General features: G+C 33.8%; 14 protein-coding genes. 10 read left to right on the top strand and 4 right to left on the bottom strand.

Annotation, left to right across the window (positions count from 1 at the left end; translation table 11 throughout):
• Positions 1-210 precede the first annotated feature (210 nt).
• The 6 genes from L0669_RS06705 to leuB all read left to right on the top strand — a co-directional run bounded on the left by L0669_RS06705 (position 211) and on the right by leuB (position 7,262).
• Positions 211-1,131, top strand: coding sequence for a helix-turn-helix domain-containing protein (locus tag L0669_RS06705; protein WP_263762249.1), 921 nt, complete (start codon positions 211-213; stop codon positions 1,129-1,131).
• 510 nt (positions 1,132-1,641) lie between these two features.
• Complete coding sequence (leuC, locus tag L0669_RS06700; protein WP_055097417.1) at positions 1,642-3,036, top strand: 3-isopropylmalate dehydratase large subunit; 1,395 nt, start codon at positions 1,642-1,644, stop codon at positions 3,034-3,036.
• A gap of 162 nt (positions 3,037-3,198) precedes the next feature.
• A complete protein-coding gene (gene leuD, locus L0669_RS06695) occupies positions 3,199-3,795 on the top strand; it encodes a 3-isopropylmalate dehydratase small subunit (protein ID WP_263762247.1) in 597 nt (198 codons plus the stop codon).
• A gap of 109 nt (positions 3,796-3,904) precedes the next feature.
• Positions 3,905-4,477, top strand: a complete 573-nt coding sequence (locus L0669_RS06690; protein WP_263762245.1) for an O-methyltransferase — start codon at positions 3,905-3,907, stop codon at positions 4,475-4,477.
• A 48-nt stretch (positions 4,478-4,525) separates the two neighbouring features.
• Entirely contained in the window at positions 4,526-6,046 is a 1,521-nt protein-coding gene (locus L0669_RS06685) for an alpha-isopropylmalate synthase regulatory domain-containing protein (protein WP_263762243.1), read from the top strand.
• A 154-nt stretch (positions 6,047-6,200) separates the two neighbouring features.
• Complete coding sequence (gene leuB, locus L0669_RS06680) at positions 6,201-7,262, top strand: 3-isopropylmalate dehydrogenase (RefSeq protein ID WP_263762241.1); 1,062 nt, start codon at positions 6,201-6,203, stop codon at positions 7,260-7,262.
• 145 nt (positions 7,263-7,407) lie between these two features.
• Here the strand turns inward: leuB and L0669_RS06675 are convergent, their stop codons facing one another.
• Together L0669_RS06675 and L0669_RS06670 are read right to left on the bottom strand one after the other, a co-directional pair.
• Positions 7,408-7,761, bottom strand: a complete 354-nt coding sequence (locus tag L0669_RS06675; RefSeq protein ID WP_173969584.1) for an RNA recognition motif domain-containing protein — start codon at positions 7,759-7,761, stop codon at positions 7,408-7,410.
• Between the two features lie 141 nt (positions 7,762-7,902).
• Positions 7,903-8,385 carry a DUF6252 domain-containing protein gene (locus L0669_RS06670; protein WP_263762239.1) on the bottom strand — a complete coding sequence of 161 codons (483 nt, stop codon included), beginning with the start codon at positions 8,383-8,385 and terminating at the stop codon, positions 7,903-7,905.
• A 198-nt stretch (positions 8,386-8,583) separates the two neighbouring features.
• Here L0669_RS06670 and L0669_RS06665 point away from each other — a divergent pair, with 198 nt between their 5' ends.
• The 4 genes from L0669_RS06665 to L0669_RS06650 all read left to right on the top strand — a co-directional run bounded on the left by L0669_RS06665 (position 8,584) and on the right by L0669_RS06650 (position 11,039).
• On the top strand, positions 8,584-9,147 hold the full coding sequence (locus L0669_RS06665; protein ID WP_173969586.1) for a 30S ribosomal protein S16: 564 nt from the start codon (positions 8,584-8,586) through the stop codon (positions 9,145-9,147).
• Between the two features lie 16 nt (positions 9,148-9,163).
• Complete coding sequence (gene rimM / locus L0669_RS06660; protein WP_173969587.1) at positions 9,164-9,688, top strand: ribosome maturation factor RimM; 525 nt, start codon at positions 9,164-9,166, stop codon at positions 9,686-9,688.
• 156 nt (positions 9,689-9,844) lie between these two features.
• Complete coding sequence (locus L0669_RS06655) at positions 9,845-10,192, top strand: four helix bundle protein (RefSeq protein ID WP_263762237.1); 348 nt, start codon at positions 9,845-9,847, stop codon at positions 10,190-10,192.
• Between the two features lie 139 nt (positions 10,193-10,331).
• Positions 10,332-11,039: a tRNA1(Val) (adenine(37)-N6)-methyltransferase gene (locus L0669_RS06650; RefSeq protein WP_263762235.1), complete on the top strand. Its 708-nt coding sequence runs from the start codon at positions 10,332-10,334 to the stop codon at positions 11,037-11,039.
• Here L0669_RS06650 and L0669_RS06645 read toward each other — a convergent pair.
• Both L0669_RS06645 and L0669_RS06640 read right to left on the bottom strand, forming a co-directional pair.
• Positions 11,036-12,328, bottom strand: coding sequence for an HlyD family secretion protein (locus L0669_RS06645; protein WP_263762233.1), 1,293 nt, complete (start codon positions 12,326-12,328; stop codon positions 11,036-11,038). The two genes, L0669_RS06650 and L0669_RS06645, sit on opposite strands and share 4 nt — an antisense overlap.
• Before the next feature lie 2 nt (positions 12,329-12,330).
• A complete protein-coding gene (locus L0669_RS06640) occupies positions 12,331-14,523 on the bottom strand; it encodes a peptidase domain-containing ABC transporter (RefSeq protein WP_263762231.1) in 2,193 nt (730 codons plus the stop codon).
• Positions 14,524-14,703: the final 180 nt, after the last annotated feature.

The raw sequence follows: 14,703 nt of genomic DNA, 5'->3' as shown, positions 1-14,703 counted from the left end.
GAACATCAAGTATACGGATGAAAAAGAGCTCCAGCGGAGCGAAATAAAACAGTATTAAAAATATTTCGCTCCGCTGGAGCTTTGCTATCACTACTTAATTGATTTCTATAAATATTTCGCTTCTCCGAAGCTATTCATTCAAAATTAAAGAGACTGTTCAATACTTTTAAGAAAGCCTAATTAATTTTCAAATTTTTATAACTTTATATCATGGAAAAGAAAAACAATAATCCGGCAAAGATTTCCTCTATATCGCAATTTCATAGTTTACTGAGGCTTCCAAAACCGCTTCACCCTATGATAAGCTTAGTCGATAATACACAACTTGTTATAAATGCTGATTTAACGAATACTTCTTTTTTACTCGATTTTTACAAAATATCTTATAAGTTTTCTACTAACGGAAAAATGGGCTATGGTCAGGGATATTATGATTTTAATGAAGGCGGATTAATGTTTGCTTCACCTAATCAACTGATTTTTACTGATAATGAAGAAGGTATCGAGTATTTTGGTTTTACCTTGCTTTTTCACCCGGACTTTATTAGAAATTATCCTTTAGGCAAAAACATCAAAAAATATGGTTTCTTTTCTTATGATACAAATGAGGCATTGCATCTTTCTGACAGTGAAAAAACAACCATTATAGGATTATTAACCAGCATTGACAATGAACTTCATACTGCAATAGATGAAATGAGTCAGGATGTAATTGTTTCCTACATTGATGTTTTACTGAATTACAGCAATCGTTTTTACAAGCGTCAATTCATTACAAGAAAAACAGTCAGTCATGATTTATTACTGAAAGTGGAAGAAACGCTGGACAATTATCTTAATAATGCCGAAACTTTAAAAAAAGGATTACCTACAGTAGATTTTCTGGCTTCACAAATCAACGTTTCTACGCATTACCTGAGCGACATGCTTCGCAATCTAACCGGACAAAATGCGCAACAGCACATTCATTCGAAACTCATCGAAAAATCAAAAGATTTCCTAATTTCCACCAATCTTTCGGTAGCAGAAATAGCCTATCAATTGGGGTTTGAATATCCTCAGTCGTTTAGCAAACTCTTCAAAAAGAAAACCAATCTAACGCCATTGGAATTTAAAAATTCATTGAATTAGTCTCTAAAATTATCTTCTTCAACAGATTCGTTTTTACATCAAAAATCATAAAATTTCATAAAAATACACTTCTTGGATGTCGTAGTATTTTAATGAATTTTAGAATATTTAAAAACTTCAAAAATTAGCTTTTAAAGCCATTACAATCCATAAAAACAAAAACTTCAAAACAAATCAAACCTAACAATTATTACTATTTTAACTCATTTTGTTACATTTTTTTGAATAAAAACCTATATTTTGTATTGATTTTGAGATAAATTTGCCAACTATTAAAATTAAAGCAATCAAATCAAAATTACCCTGAAAAGGAAAAGGAAAACCAATTTATATTCATTCTACAATCAAATCTAAGGGCAAAAAAGCCAATCACAATTTGTATTTAAGTTTGGGTATCGTATATAATGAAATATTGAAATTGACGCCCTTATATCTTTTTCTAATTTTGTTTTCCTATTATAATGAGCAGGAAATTGCTGTGGTTAGAAATTACAATTAAAAAAAATAAAAATGAGTAAGACATTATTTGACAAAGTATGGGATTCACATGTAGTGCGTAAAATTGAAGATGGACCAGATGTGTTTTTTATTGACCGTCATTTCATTCATGAGGTTACGAGTCCTGTTGCTTTTTTAGGATTAAAAGCCAGAGGCGTTAAGGTTTTATACCCTGAGCGTACTTTTGCAACTGCAGATCACAATACACCAACCATAAACCAACATTTACCAGTTGAAGATGCACTATCGGCAAATCAGCTTAAAGCGCTTGAAGATAATGCAGCCGAATACGGAATTTCGCACTGGGGATTAGGTCACATTAAAAATGGAATTGTACACGTAGTTGGTCCTGAAAACGGAATCACTTTGCCAGGTGCTACTATTGTTTGTGGAGATTCTCATACGTCTACTCACGGTGCTTTTGGAGCGATTGCTTTTGGTATCGGAACTTCTGAGGTTGAAATGGTGCTTTCTACTCAATGTATTATGCAGCCAAAACCAAAGAAAATGCGTATCAACGTAAACGGTCAATTAAGTAAAGGTGTTGGTCCAAAAGACGTTGCACTTTATATTATTGCTCAATTGACTACTTCTGGAGGAACAGGTTATTTTGTTGAATATGCTGGTGATGTTTTCGAAAACATGACTATGGAAGGTCGTATGACTGTTTGTAACCTAAGTATCGAAATGGGTGCTCGTGGTGGTATGATTGCTCCTGACCAAACTACTTTTGATTTCCTTGAAGGAAGATTATTTGCTCCTAAAGGTGAAGCATGGACAAAAGCAGTTGAATATTGGAAAACTCTTAAAACAGATGATGATGCTGTTTTTGATGCTGAATTAAACATCAAAGCTTCAGATATTGAACCAATGATTACTTATGGTACTAACCCTGGAATGGGAATTGGTATCTCTAAACATATTCCGAACGCTAATCAAGTTGAAGGCGGTGAGGAAACTTATAAAAAATCGTTAGCTTATATGGGCTTCCAGGAAGATGATGTGATGATCGGAAAACCAATTGATTATGTTTTCTTAGGAAGTTGTACAAACGGACGTATTGAAGATTTTAGGGCTTTCGCCGAAATTGTAAAAGGAAGAAAAAAAGCAGATAATGTTACCGCTTGGTTAGTTCCGGGTTCTCACGTTGTTGAAGCTCAGATTAAAGAAGAAGGTATTTTAGATATTCTTACTGAAGCTGGTTTTGTATTACGTCAGCCGGGTTGTTCAGCGTGTTTAGCAATGAACGATGATAAAGTTCCTGCTGGAAAATATGCAGTAAGTACTTCAAATAGAAACTTTGAAGGTCGTCAGGGTCCTGGTTCAAGAACATTATTAGCGAGTCCAATTATGGCTGCTGCTGCTGCTGTTACCGGAAAACTAACAGACCCGCGCGAATTATTTTAGATTGGAGATTTTAGATTTTTCAACCATGAGTAATCTTTTTCTAAACTTCTTCAAATAAAATTGATTTACATTATTTAATACAAAACATTTTTAGGTTCTAACATTTTAAGTTTTCAAAAGAAAATCTAAAATCTAAAAATCTAAAATCTAAAATTCCAAAAAATGGCATACGATAAATTTAATATACTTACAAGTAGTGCTGTGCCACTACCAATTGAGAACGTAGATACAGATCAAATCATCCCGGCTCGTTTCCTGAAAGCTACAAAGCGTGAAGGTTTTGGAGACAATCTTTTCAGAGACTGGAGATATAACGGAGACGATTCTCCAAAAGCTGATTTCGTTTTAAACGATTCAACTTATAGCGGAAAAATCCTTGTTGGAGGAAAAAACTTCGGTTCAGGATCTTCAAGAGAACACGCTGCCTGGGCAGTTTATGATTACGGTTTTAGAGCTGTAGTTTCAAGTTTCTTTGCAGATATTTTTAAAGGAAACTGTTTAAATATTGGAGTTTTACCAGTTCAGGTAAGCCCGGAATTTGCAGACACGATTTTTAAAGCCATTGAAGCTGATCCAAAAACAGAATTAGAAATCAACTTGCCAAACCAAACGATTACTTTATTGTCAACTGGTCAGCAAGAATCTTTTGCGATTAACGGATACAAAAAGAACAATATGATTAATGGCTTTGATGACATTGATTATTTGCAAAATATTAAAGAAGATATTGTGGCTTTCGCCGATAAACTTCCTTACTAACAATCAACCTATAAAAATGCAGTTACTAAAGCTTCAACTTTATAGTTGGACTTAGTAACTGCTTTATAATTTAAAATAATACCCAATTGCAATTTATAACTTCTAAAAAATGAACGACAATAGCATTGTATTACCGAACCATTACTCAGAAATCAAAAACGCTTCTGAAAAAATTTCGTTTTCAATGCCGTCAGATTTACAAACAGGAAGTTTTCTTAGAACATTAGTTGCAACAAAAAAAGACGGACATTTTTTAGAATTAGGCACTGGAACGGGATTATCACTTGCGTGGATGATTGAAGGAATGAGCAAAAATGCTAATTTAATTTCGATCGACAATTCAGCAGAATATCAAAACATTGCCAAAAAATATTTTCAGGAATCGAATGTTAGATTCGTTTGTGAAGATGCCGAAAAATGGATTTTAAATTATAAAGAAGAAAAATTTGATTTGATTTTTGCCGATGCCTGGCCAGGCAAATATGTTGTTTTAGAAGAAACATTAAACCTCTTAAATCCAGGAGGAATCTATCTAATTGATGACATGTTGCCACAGCGAAACTGGCCAAAAAACCACGATAAAAATGTCGAAGCTCTTATTCAGGATTTAGAAAAAAGAAAAGACATTCAATTAACAAAAATGTGCTGGTCGACAGGTTTAATTCTTATCACAAAAATATAAGTCATCAAGATTACTCATGCTTAATTATCTAAAGCAAACAATATTATAATGGAAAAAAGAAAAATTGAAATAATGGATACAACGCTCCGTGATGGTGAACAAACCTCAGGAGTATCTTTTTCTGCTGCAGAAAAATTAACCATTGCGCAATTATTGTTGGAGGAATTAAATATTGATAGAATCGAAATTGCTTCGGCTCGTGTGAGCGAAGGAGAATTTCAAGCCGTAAAAGGCATTACTTCATGGGCCGAAGAAAGAGGATATATTAACCGAATTGAAGTACTTTCGTTTGTTGACGGAGGCGTTTCTATTGAATGGATGAAAAAAGCCGGTGCCAAAGTGCAGAATTTGTTGACCAAAGGCTCAATGAATCACTTAACACATCAATTAAAAAAAACTCCGGAACAACACTTTTCTGAAATTGCTCAAATCATCGCTTTAGCAAAAGAAAATAATATTGACACCAATGTCTATCTGGAAGATTGGAGCAACGGAATGCGAAATTCACCAGAATATGTTTTTCAGTTTTTGGATTTCCTTTCTACGCAACCAGTTAAAAGAATTTTATTACCTGATACTTTAGGCGTTTTAATTCCATCTTTGACTTTTGAATTTATTTCAAAAATCAGAGCAAAATATCCAAATATTCACTTTGATTTTCATGCACATAACGATTACGATTTAAGTATCGCCAATGTTATGGAAGCTATAAAAGCAGGCATAAACGGACTTCACGTTACAGTAAACGGAATGGGAGAACGCGCCGGAAATGCTCCGCTCGAAAGCACGGTTGCCGTAATCAATGACTATTTACCAGAAGTTAGCATTAACATAAAAGAAACTTCACTTTATACAGTAAGTAAACTTGTTGAGACTTTTACGGGATACAGAATCCCTGCCAATAAACCAATTGTTGGTGACAATGTTTTTACTCAAACCGCTGGAATTCATGCTGATGGCGACAACAAAAACAATTTATATTTTAATGATTTGCTTCCGGAACGTTTCGGGAGAAAGAGAAAATATGCTTTAGGAAAAACTTCAGGAAAAGCCAACATCGAAAAAAATCTTCAGGAATTAGGTTTAAAATTAAATCAGGAAGATTTAAAATTGGTTACCCAACGAATCATAGAACTAGGCGATAAAAAAGAAACCGTTACCAAAGAAGATCTTCCGTATATTATTTCAGATGTTCTTGATAGTCATACTTACCAAGAAAAAATTACAATACAGTCTTACGTATTAATGCATTCAAAAGGAACACGCCCATCATCAACATTAAGCTTAAATCTTGATGGAGAAATCATAGAAGAACATGCTCAAGGCGATGGTCAGTTTGATGCTTTTATGAATGCTTTATCTAAAATTTATAAAAGTAAAAAACTAACACTTCCGAAATTGATTGATTATGCCGTGAGAATCCCTCCTGGAAGTAGTTCAGACGCTTTATGCGAAACGATCATCACCTGGACAAACAACGGAAAAGAATTTAAAACAAGAGGACTAGATTCAGATCAGACAGTTGCCGCAATTATTGCAACTCAAAAAATGCTGAATGTAGTAGCCTAAGGCACTAAGGTGCTAAGTCTCTAAGCTACTAAGGAAAAGCTAGAAGCTTAGAAAAGCTCAAAAAACTAATAAAACAATTATAAATAAAGATTCTCATTTACTAAGAAAAAAAACTTAGAACCTTAGTAACTCAGAATCTTAGAAACTCAAAAAAATGAAATTTAACATAGCACTTTTAGCAGGAGACGGAATTGGTCCTGAGGTAATAAATGAAGCTGTAAAAGTATCTGATGCTATTGCAAAAAAATTCAATCACGAAATAACCTGGACTCCTGCCTTGACTGGAGCTTGCGCAATTGATGCCGTTGGAGTTCCTTATCCTGATGAAACGCACGAAATTTGTATGAAAGCTGATGCAGTTTTATTTGGAGCAATTGGTCACCCAAAATATGATAACGATCCAAGCGCACCAGTTCGTCCGGAGCAGGGATTATTATTAATGCGTAAAAAATTAGGCTTGTTTGCAAACGTACGCCCTACTTTTACTTTCCCTTCTTTAATTGATAATTCTCCTTTAAAAAGAGAAAGAATCGAAGGAACTGATTTGGTTTTCTTAAGAGAATTAACAGGCGGAATTTACTTTGGAGAAAAAGGAAGAAAAGACGACGGAGAAACTGCTTTCGACAATTGTGTTTATACAAGAGCCGAAGTACAGCGTTTGGCTAAAAAAGGTTTTGAACTGGCAATGACTCGTAGCAAAAAATTATGTTGCGTTGACAAAGCAAATGTTCTTGAAACTTCACGTTTATGGAGAGAAACTGTTCAGGCAATGGAAAAAGATTATCCTGAAGTTACGGTTTCATACGAATTTGTTGATGCTGTAGCAATGCGTTTAGTTCAATGGCCAAACTCTTATGACGTATTAATTACGGAGAATTTATTTGGAGATATTTTAACTGATGAAGCTTCTGTAATTTCAGGTTCAATGGGATTAATGCCTTCTGCTTCTGTAGGAGAACACACTTCTTTATACGAACCAATTCACGGATCTTACCCACAAGCTACAGGATTAAATATTGCAAATCCATTAGCTACTATTTTATCTGCCGCAATGATGTTCGAAGACGCATTCGGATTAAAAGACGAAGCCGAAGCTATCAGAGCGGTTGTAAACAAATCATTAGAACAAGGAGTTGTTACTGAAGATCTGGCAACTAAAGGATCAAAAGCATACAAAACCAGCGAAGTTGGAGATTGGCTTGTAGAAAACCTATAATTTTTATTTTCGCAGAGACGTACAGCAGTGCGTCTTTTGCGTTAGATGCACTGCTACTGCTGTGCATCTTTACAGAAACAAATTTTACTGCATAAAAAAAGGGATCAACGCAAGTTGATCCCTTTTATATATTTAGAAAAAAATATTAATATCCTCCTCTGTTACCACCACGGTCGTTTCCACCACCACGGTTGTTTCCGTAACCTCCGCGAGAATCACCTCCACGGTTGTTATTGAAGCTTCTTCTTTCACCTTCAGGTTTCGGTTCAGATTTATTAACTACAATTGCACGACCTTGAACAGTAGCTCCGTTCAATTCATCAATTGCTTTTTGAGCCTCTGCATCGTTTGGCATCTCTACGAAACCAAAACCTTTGCTTCTTCCTGTAAATTTATCAGTAATGATTTTAACTGAATCTACTGCTCCGTAAGCCTCGAAAGACTCTCTTAAATCTGCTTCCTCAATACTGAATGGAAGGCTTCCAACAAAAATGTTCATATGTACTTATTTATAATAATGTAGCAAATGTAGTCTTATTTTTCTGTAATCTACTATATATTAGTTTATTTATGTTTTTATTTTGATTTAAAAAAACAGAAATCAATAAAACCAAACAATTGCAAATGAAAAACTTAATTTTTAGTAGTTTATCTTCGACATGTAAGGAATTTTATAAAAAACACCCTCGGTAAAATGCATCTCAGATTTTTCTCCATCTTCCGCATTTTCATTTACTGCCGTAAACCTAAATGTACCTGAAATAGTACTGTTTTTAACATCAAATTCTGTAATCACAATCTGACCATTACCCAAGTTCGTACCTGTAGTAAATTTAGGCACTGTACTGGCAAAAACATCAGAATACGAAGCCGTAACCTGATCATTAACACCCAAAATATATGTTTGAGGAATTGGAGATGGCATTTTCAGAATTACTCTTTCAGCTCCTAAACCTCCTTCGATAACTAAAAATGTGTTTAAGCCGGTATAAGCTGTATAATTTTGAGCTCTCCAGAAAACATTATCTTTTAATCCCTGAAAAGCAGGAGTATTAAATTTCACATCTTCAGTACAGGATGCAAATACAAAAACACTAAGTAACAAGTAGATATATTTTTTCATAAAGTCATGAATTTGAAGCAAAAGTACCTTATTTGAGTCGGAAAATGAAAATTCGAACTTCAAAAAAAGCTCAAAAAACAACAAAAATCTACTGTAAATATATTTAATAAAGTTTGAAACCGATAATTCATAAAAAAATTATATCTTTGCGCCCTTAATTAACAGAGGTCGAGTACCTCAAAATTTAATCATAAGATTATGTCAGTAAAAATTAGATTACAAAGACACGGTAAAAAAGGAAAACCTTTTTACTGGGTTGTAGCTGCAGATGCACGCTCAAAAAGAGATGGTAAATACTTAGAGAAAATCGGTACTTACAATCCAAACACTAACCCAGCAACTATCGACTTAAACCTTGATAGTGCAGTTAAATGGTTACACAATGGTGCACAACCAACTGATACTGCAAGAGCAATTCTTTCTTACAAAGGTGCTTTATTGAAACACCACCTTGATGGAGGTATTCGTAAAGGTGCTTTAACTCAAGAGCAAGCTGATGCTAAATTATCTGCTTGGTTAGATGCTAAAGCTGGAAAAGTTGATGCTAAAAAAGAAGGTTTAACAAAAGCGCAAGCTGATGCTAAAGCTAAAGCTTTTAAAGCAGAACAAGAAGTTAACGCTAAACGTTTAGCTGCTGCAGCTCAAGCTGAAGCTGATGCTATCGCTGCTGCAACTCCTGCAGTTGAAGAAGAAGTTGCTGAAGTTGAATCAACTGAAGAAACTCCTGCTGCTGAAGAAAATAACGAAACAACTGAAGCATAAATTATAATTAGCGAGAATGCGTAAAGAAGAATGTTTTTATTTAGGTAAAATCGCTAAAAAATTTAGTTTCAAAGGTGAAGTTCTGGCTTATTTAGACACAGACGAACCTGAGTTATACGAAAATTTGGAATCGGTGTTTGTTGAATGCAACAAACACCTGGTTCCTTTTTTTATTGAAACAAGTTCATTACATAAAAACGATTTTCTTAGAATTCGTTTTGAAGATGTAAACAATGAAGAAGAAGCAGAAGCCTTATTGGGTAATGCCATTTATCTTCCTTTAAATATGTTACCTAAACTTACTGGTAACAAATTCTATTTCCACGAAGTTATCGGTTTTGAAATCGAAGATCAACGTCTGGGTGTTTTTGGCAAAATCGTTGCCGTAAACGATAGTACTGCACAACCTCTTTTTGAAGTTTTAAATGGTGAAGTAGAAATGCTGATCCCAATGATCGATCATTTTCTTGTAAAAATCGACCGTGAAAACAAAAAAGTAATAATGAACCTTCCGGAAGGATTGGTTGAGATGTACCTCTAGGTTTAGAAATTCCAAATTTTTAAATTCCAAATTCCAAGGTTATACTAAATCATGCGTAAATACAATTTTGAAAGAAAAAACTTTCAATTTGTTATTTTTTACTATTTTTAAACTTCAATTATTGGAATTTGGAATTTAAAAATTGAAATTTTATTTATGAAGCCCTACGATTTAGAAGAAAGAACTTTCCTGTTTGCAAAAGAGTGTCGAATTTACATTAGAAGCCTACCGAAAACGACATCAAATATTGAAGACGGCAAACAATTAATTCGGTCATCTGGTTCTGTTGGTGCAAATTACATTGAAGCGAATGAAAAATTAGGTGATAAAGATTTAATTTTCAGACTCAAAATTTCTAGGAAAGAAGCTAAAGAATCTAAATATTGGTTAAGATTACTACACGAATTAAATCCTGATCAAAGAATCGCGTCAGACTCTTTATTATTCGAAATAGAAGAATTACGAAAAATTCTATCGACAATAATCCTCAAAACATCAAAATAATTAATTGAGATATTAATCTTATTTTTGCAATTCAAACAAAATATTTTATTCCTTTTTGCAATTGGAATTTGGGATTTCTTTATTGGAATTTCTTTTTTCAGTTTGGAATTTGGAATTTAAAAATTTGGAATTTATCTATATGTTTCAATTTAAGCAATTTTCTGTAAAACAAGACAAAACTGCCATGAAAGTCGGCACAGATGGTGTTTTATTGGGTTCTTGGGCTCCTATTCATCATAATCCGTTTAGTGTATTAGATGTTGGTGCAGGAACGGGAATTATTGCTTTGATGCTTGCTCAGCGAACTTATGCGGAACAAATTGATGCTCTTGAAATTGATGAGGATGCATACGAACAAGCGGTTGATAATTTTGAAAATTCTCCCTGGGGCGACCGATTATTTTGTTTTCATGCCGGATTGGACGAATTTATTGAGGAACCAGAAGACGAATACGATCTGATTGTTTCAAATCCTCCCTTTTATGCTGAAGATTATAAAACTGAAAACGAACAACGTGATTTAGCGCGTTTTCAGGACGCAATGCCGTTTGAGGAACTTATTGAAGCTGCAGATTTATTACTTTCAGAAAACGGAATATTCGCCTTAATTCTTCCTTTCAAAGAAGAACAAAATTTTATCGCTTTAGCAAAAGAATCAGAATTATATCCCACCAAAATTACACGCGTAAAAGGTACTCCAACTTCAATTGTAAAACGCAGTTTATTGGCTTTTACCCGAAATGAAAATTCAATACCAGAAGTCGACGAATTAACTATCGAAATCGACAGACACGTTTATACTCCGGAATATATTGAACTGACTAAGGATTTTTACTTAAAGTTTTAAACCTGCTCAAAAATACTTTTAAACTGATATAAAATTCTTTCGATAAGTCGTAAATCTTCGGTTACGATTTCAGCGCTTCCTTTCATTTCCTGCTGAAACACGATTTGCTTATTATAAGAAGTCTGCAATCCGTTTGGAAGAGCAACATCCAATAATAAATTCCCGTCTTTATCCGGAACCAAAGAAATATTCTGAATCTTTCCTTTTAGCACTCCAAATTCTCTGTCAGGAAAATTAGCTAATCGAATATTTACTCGTTGCCCTACTTTTATTTTTCCTGAATTTAAAGCCGGTGCTTTTACTTTTCCTACAAATCCATTTTTTGTATCGGGAATAATAGAGAAGACATTATCACCAATATTTATGGTTTGATTTTCTGTCCAAACCTGCAAAAATGTAACTACTCCGCTCACAGATGATTTTAAGGCATAAGCCAATTCCCAATCTTTTATTACTTTTTTAAGCTGATAGAAGGACTGCGCCATGTTTCTTCCTAACGTAACTTCTTCTTTAGTGCCGCTTATTTGCGAATTCTGACTCAATTTCGAATTATCAATCAAAGAGGATTTCAGCTGAGAAATCGACGTTAATAGACCTTTATAATTCTTCTGCGCCTGAAGATAACCTAACTTTTTAGCCTCCATTTCCTGAGCCGAAATAATTCCTTTATTGAAGAGTGTTTCAAAACGGGCAATTTCATTTTTTTGAAGTTGCAATTCGCTTTCGTTAATTACCTTTTGCTGCTGCAAAATCTCTAATCTTTCTTTGATTTGAACTTTCTCTGAAACCTGCGCTCTGTTTTCAACCTGAAAAGGCTGCAGATCTTTATTCAATTGTTCTGCCTGATAATCTTTTTGAAAAACAGCAAAAGCGCTTTCAATTTCTCCTAACTGTGCATTTTTTAGCAAAGCAAAAGGAAAAGCTTTCTGAGGATTGTTGATATTATATTCGTCGACTATTTTTTTTAATAAAAAAACATCTTTGTAATTGGCTGTGTTTTCGATAATCGCAAGCGTGCTGTTTTTTGAAACGATCGATTTGTTTTTTACCAAAAGAGCCTCGATACGTCCTGAAGATTTCGAAACTATTTTTTCTGGCGGAATATTGGTTGTAATTACAATTTCGGTATTGACAACATCCGGATATTTGATGAACCAGGATACAAAAAACAACATAAAAATAATTACAAATATCAAAACTGTTCCCCAACGTATCATCCAGTGGGGTACTCTGGTAAGGATGTCCTGAACTTCCTCACTTCTTAATTCGAATGTAGTATCTTCGGCCATGATTAATTTCCTAATTGTAATTGATTTTTAACCAGTTCAAAATAATTTCCTTTTTGTTCTACCAAGGCAGAATGATTGCCAATCTCAATAATTTTTCCTTTGTCTAAAACTACAATTTGATCTGCATTCATCACGGTACTTAGTCGATGTGCAATAACCACTACAGTTTTATCTTTAAAGAAAATATCGAGTTTGCGCATAATTTCTTTTTCATTATTAGCATCCAAAGCTGATGTTGCTTCATCAAAAAACAATATCTCAGGATTTTTATACACTGCCCTTGCTATTTGCATACGCTGTTTTTGTCCTGTACTCATTCCGGTTCCTTCCGCTCCAATTTTTGTATTATAACCAAGCGGCAAACCACTGATATATTCTTTTATATTGGCTACATCAGCCGCGTACACCAAGCGTTCTTTATCGACTTTATCAACTCCAAAAGCAATATTATTGGCGATAGTGTCACTAAAAATAAAACCTTCCTGCATAACTGCTCCAATATGAGATCGCCATGCTTTTTGCGAAATGTTTTTAAACTGTGTATTACCAATGGTTATTTCCCCTTTTTCGGGTTCATAAAACTTAAGAAGCAATTTCATTAAAGTCGTTTTTCCGCTTCCGCTAACGCCTACTATTGCGGTTACTTTTTTGGCAGGAATCTTTAGCGTTAAATCATCTAAAACCGGAATATCTGATCCCAGATAGCGATACGAAAGATTCTTTATCTCTATATCAGAGTCAAACGGAACATCATTTGTCTGATGAACTTCTTGTTGCGTTTCATCTTCTTTTTCGTGAATTTCAGACAATCTGGCCAATGAAATTTTAGCATCCTGAAGTTCTCTCACAAATTCTATAAGCTGCGTGATAGGTCCGTTTAAACTTCCTACGATAGAACTTATAGCCAGCATCATCCCTAACGTTATAGAACCATCAATTACTAATTTAGCGGAAAGAAATATGATAAAAATATTTTTTAACTCATTAATTACAGACGAACCAATAGTTTGGGTTTGTTCTAAAACCAAACCTTTTATCGAAACCCTGAAAAGTCTCGCCTGAATATACTCCCAACCCCAGCGTTTTTGTTTTTCGGCATTATGCAGTTTGATTTCCTGCATTCCGTTAATAAGTTCCATTACTTTATTTTGTTCGTTCGAAACCTCGGCAAAACGTTTATAATCGAGTACTTCTCTTCGTTTTAAAAACAAGGTAATCCAGCCAAAATAAAGTATACTACCAACAAAAAACACAAAGAATATCTGAACATTAAAATAAGCCAATACTCCGCCCAGCACAAACATATTAATTACAGAAAATAAAACGTTTAATGATGATGTGGTTAGAATTTTTTCGATTCTACGGTGATCATTAATACGCTGCATAATATCTCCGGTCATTCGCACATCAAAAAATGAAATGGGCAGATTCATTAATTTTATAAAGAAATCCGAAATAAGCGAAATATTGATACGGGTTGAAAGATGCAATAATATCCAACTCCTGATAAGTTCAAGGCCTGTTTTTCCGGCAAAAAGAAATAATTGCGCAAAAAGAATTAAATAAATAAAGTGGATGTTTTGGTTTTGTATCCCGACATCAACAATACTTTGGGTTAAAAACGGAAAGATTAGCGACAGCAAACTACTGGCCAATAATCCTATACTCAATTGAATTAAAAATGATTTGTATCGCAACACATATTGCGATAATAATCTAAAACCTAAACCTTTATTTTCTTCCTTATCAAATTCAGACTGAAAAAACTTTGGAGTAGCTTCCATCAATAACGCAACTCCTTCCTGAGTCAGTTCGTCTGCATTATTCCCTATCCAGAATTTAATAAAATCCTGTTTGTTATATTCGATTAAACCAAAAGCGGGATCAGAAATATAATAAGTACCTCTTTTGATTTTATAAAGTACCACATAATGGTTTTTATTCCAATGCAAAACACATGGCAAAGGTGCCTCGTGTAATCTCTCAAGATTTAATTTTACACCTAAAGTTCTAAAACCAATTCTTTCTGCTGCATCGCTTAAAAAAAGTAAATTACTTCCTTCACGAGTTGTTTCACTAATGTCTCTCAACTCCTGAATGTTGATTGTTTTTCCGTAATGCTTAGCGATAATCTTTAAGCATGTAGGGCCGCAATCCTTATAATCAGCCTGCTTATAATTGGTAAATTTTTTCAACTTTAAATCATTTATTTCAGAGCAATTTAAGATTAAATTTCTTTATTTAACAAAAATATGATATTTACTATTAAATTAATTATTTTCTCTTTCTATAAAAATTTTCAATACTATATTTTAAAGTAATTACACCTAATACATCGTATTTCTATTTAATCTCTTATCAATTTTATTTTAATT

This window comes from Flavobacterium bizetiae, assembly GCF_024271895.1.
GTDB classification, from domain to species: Bacteria; Bacteroidota; Bacteroidia; order Flavobacteriales; family Flavobacteriaceae; genus Flavobacterium; species Flavobacterium bizetiae.
The sequence above is the reverse complement of the archived record's forward strand: the minus strand, read 5'-3'. Positions and strand labels throughout refer to the sequence as shown.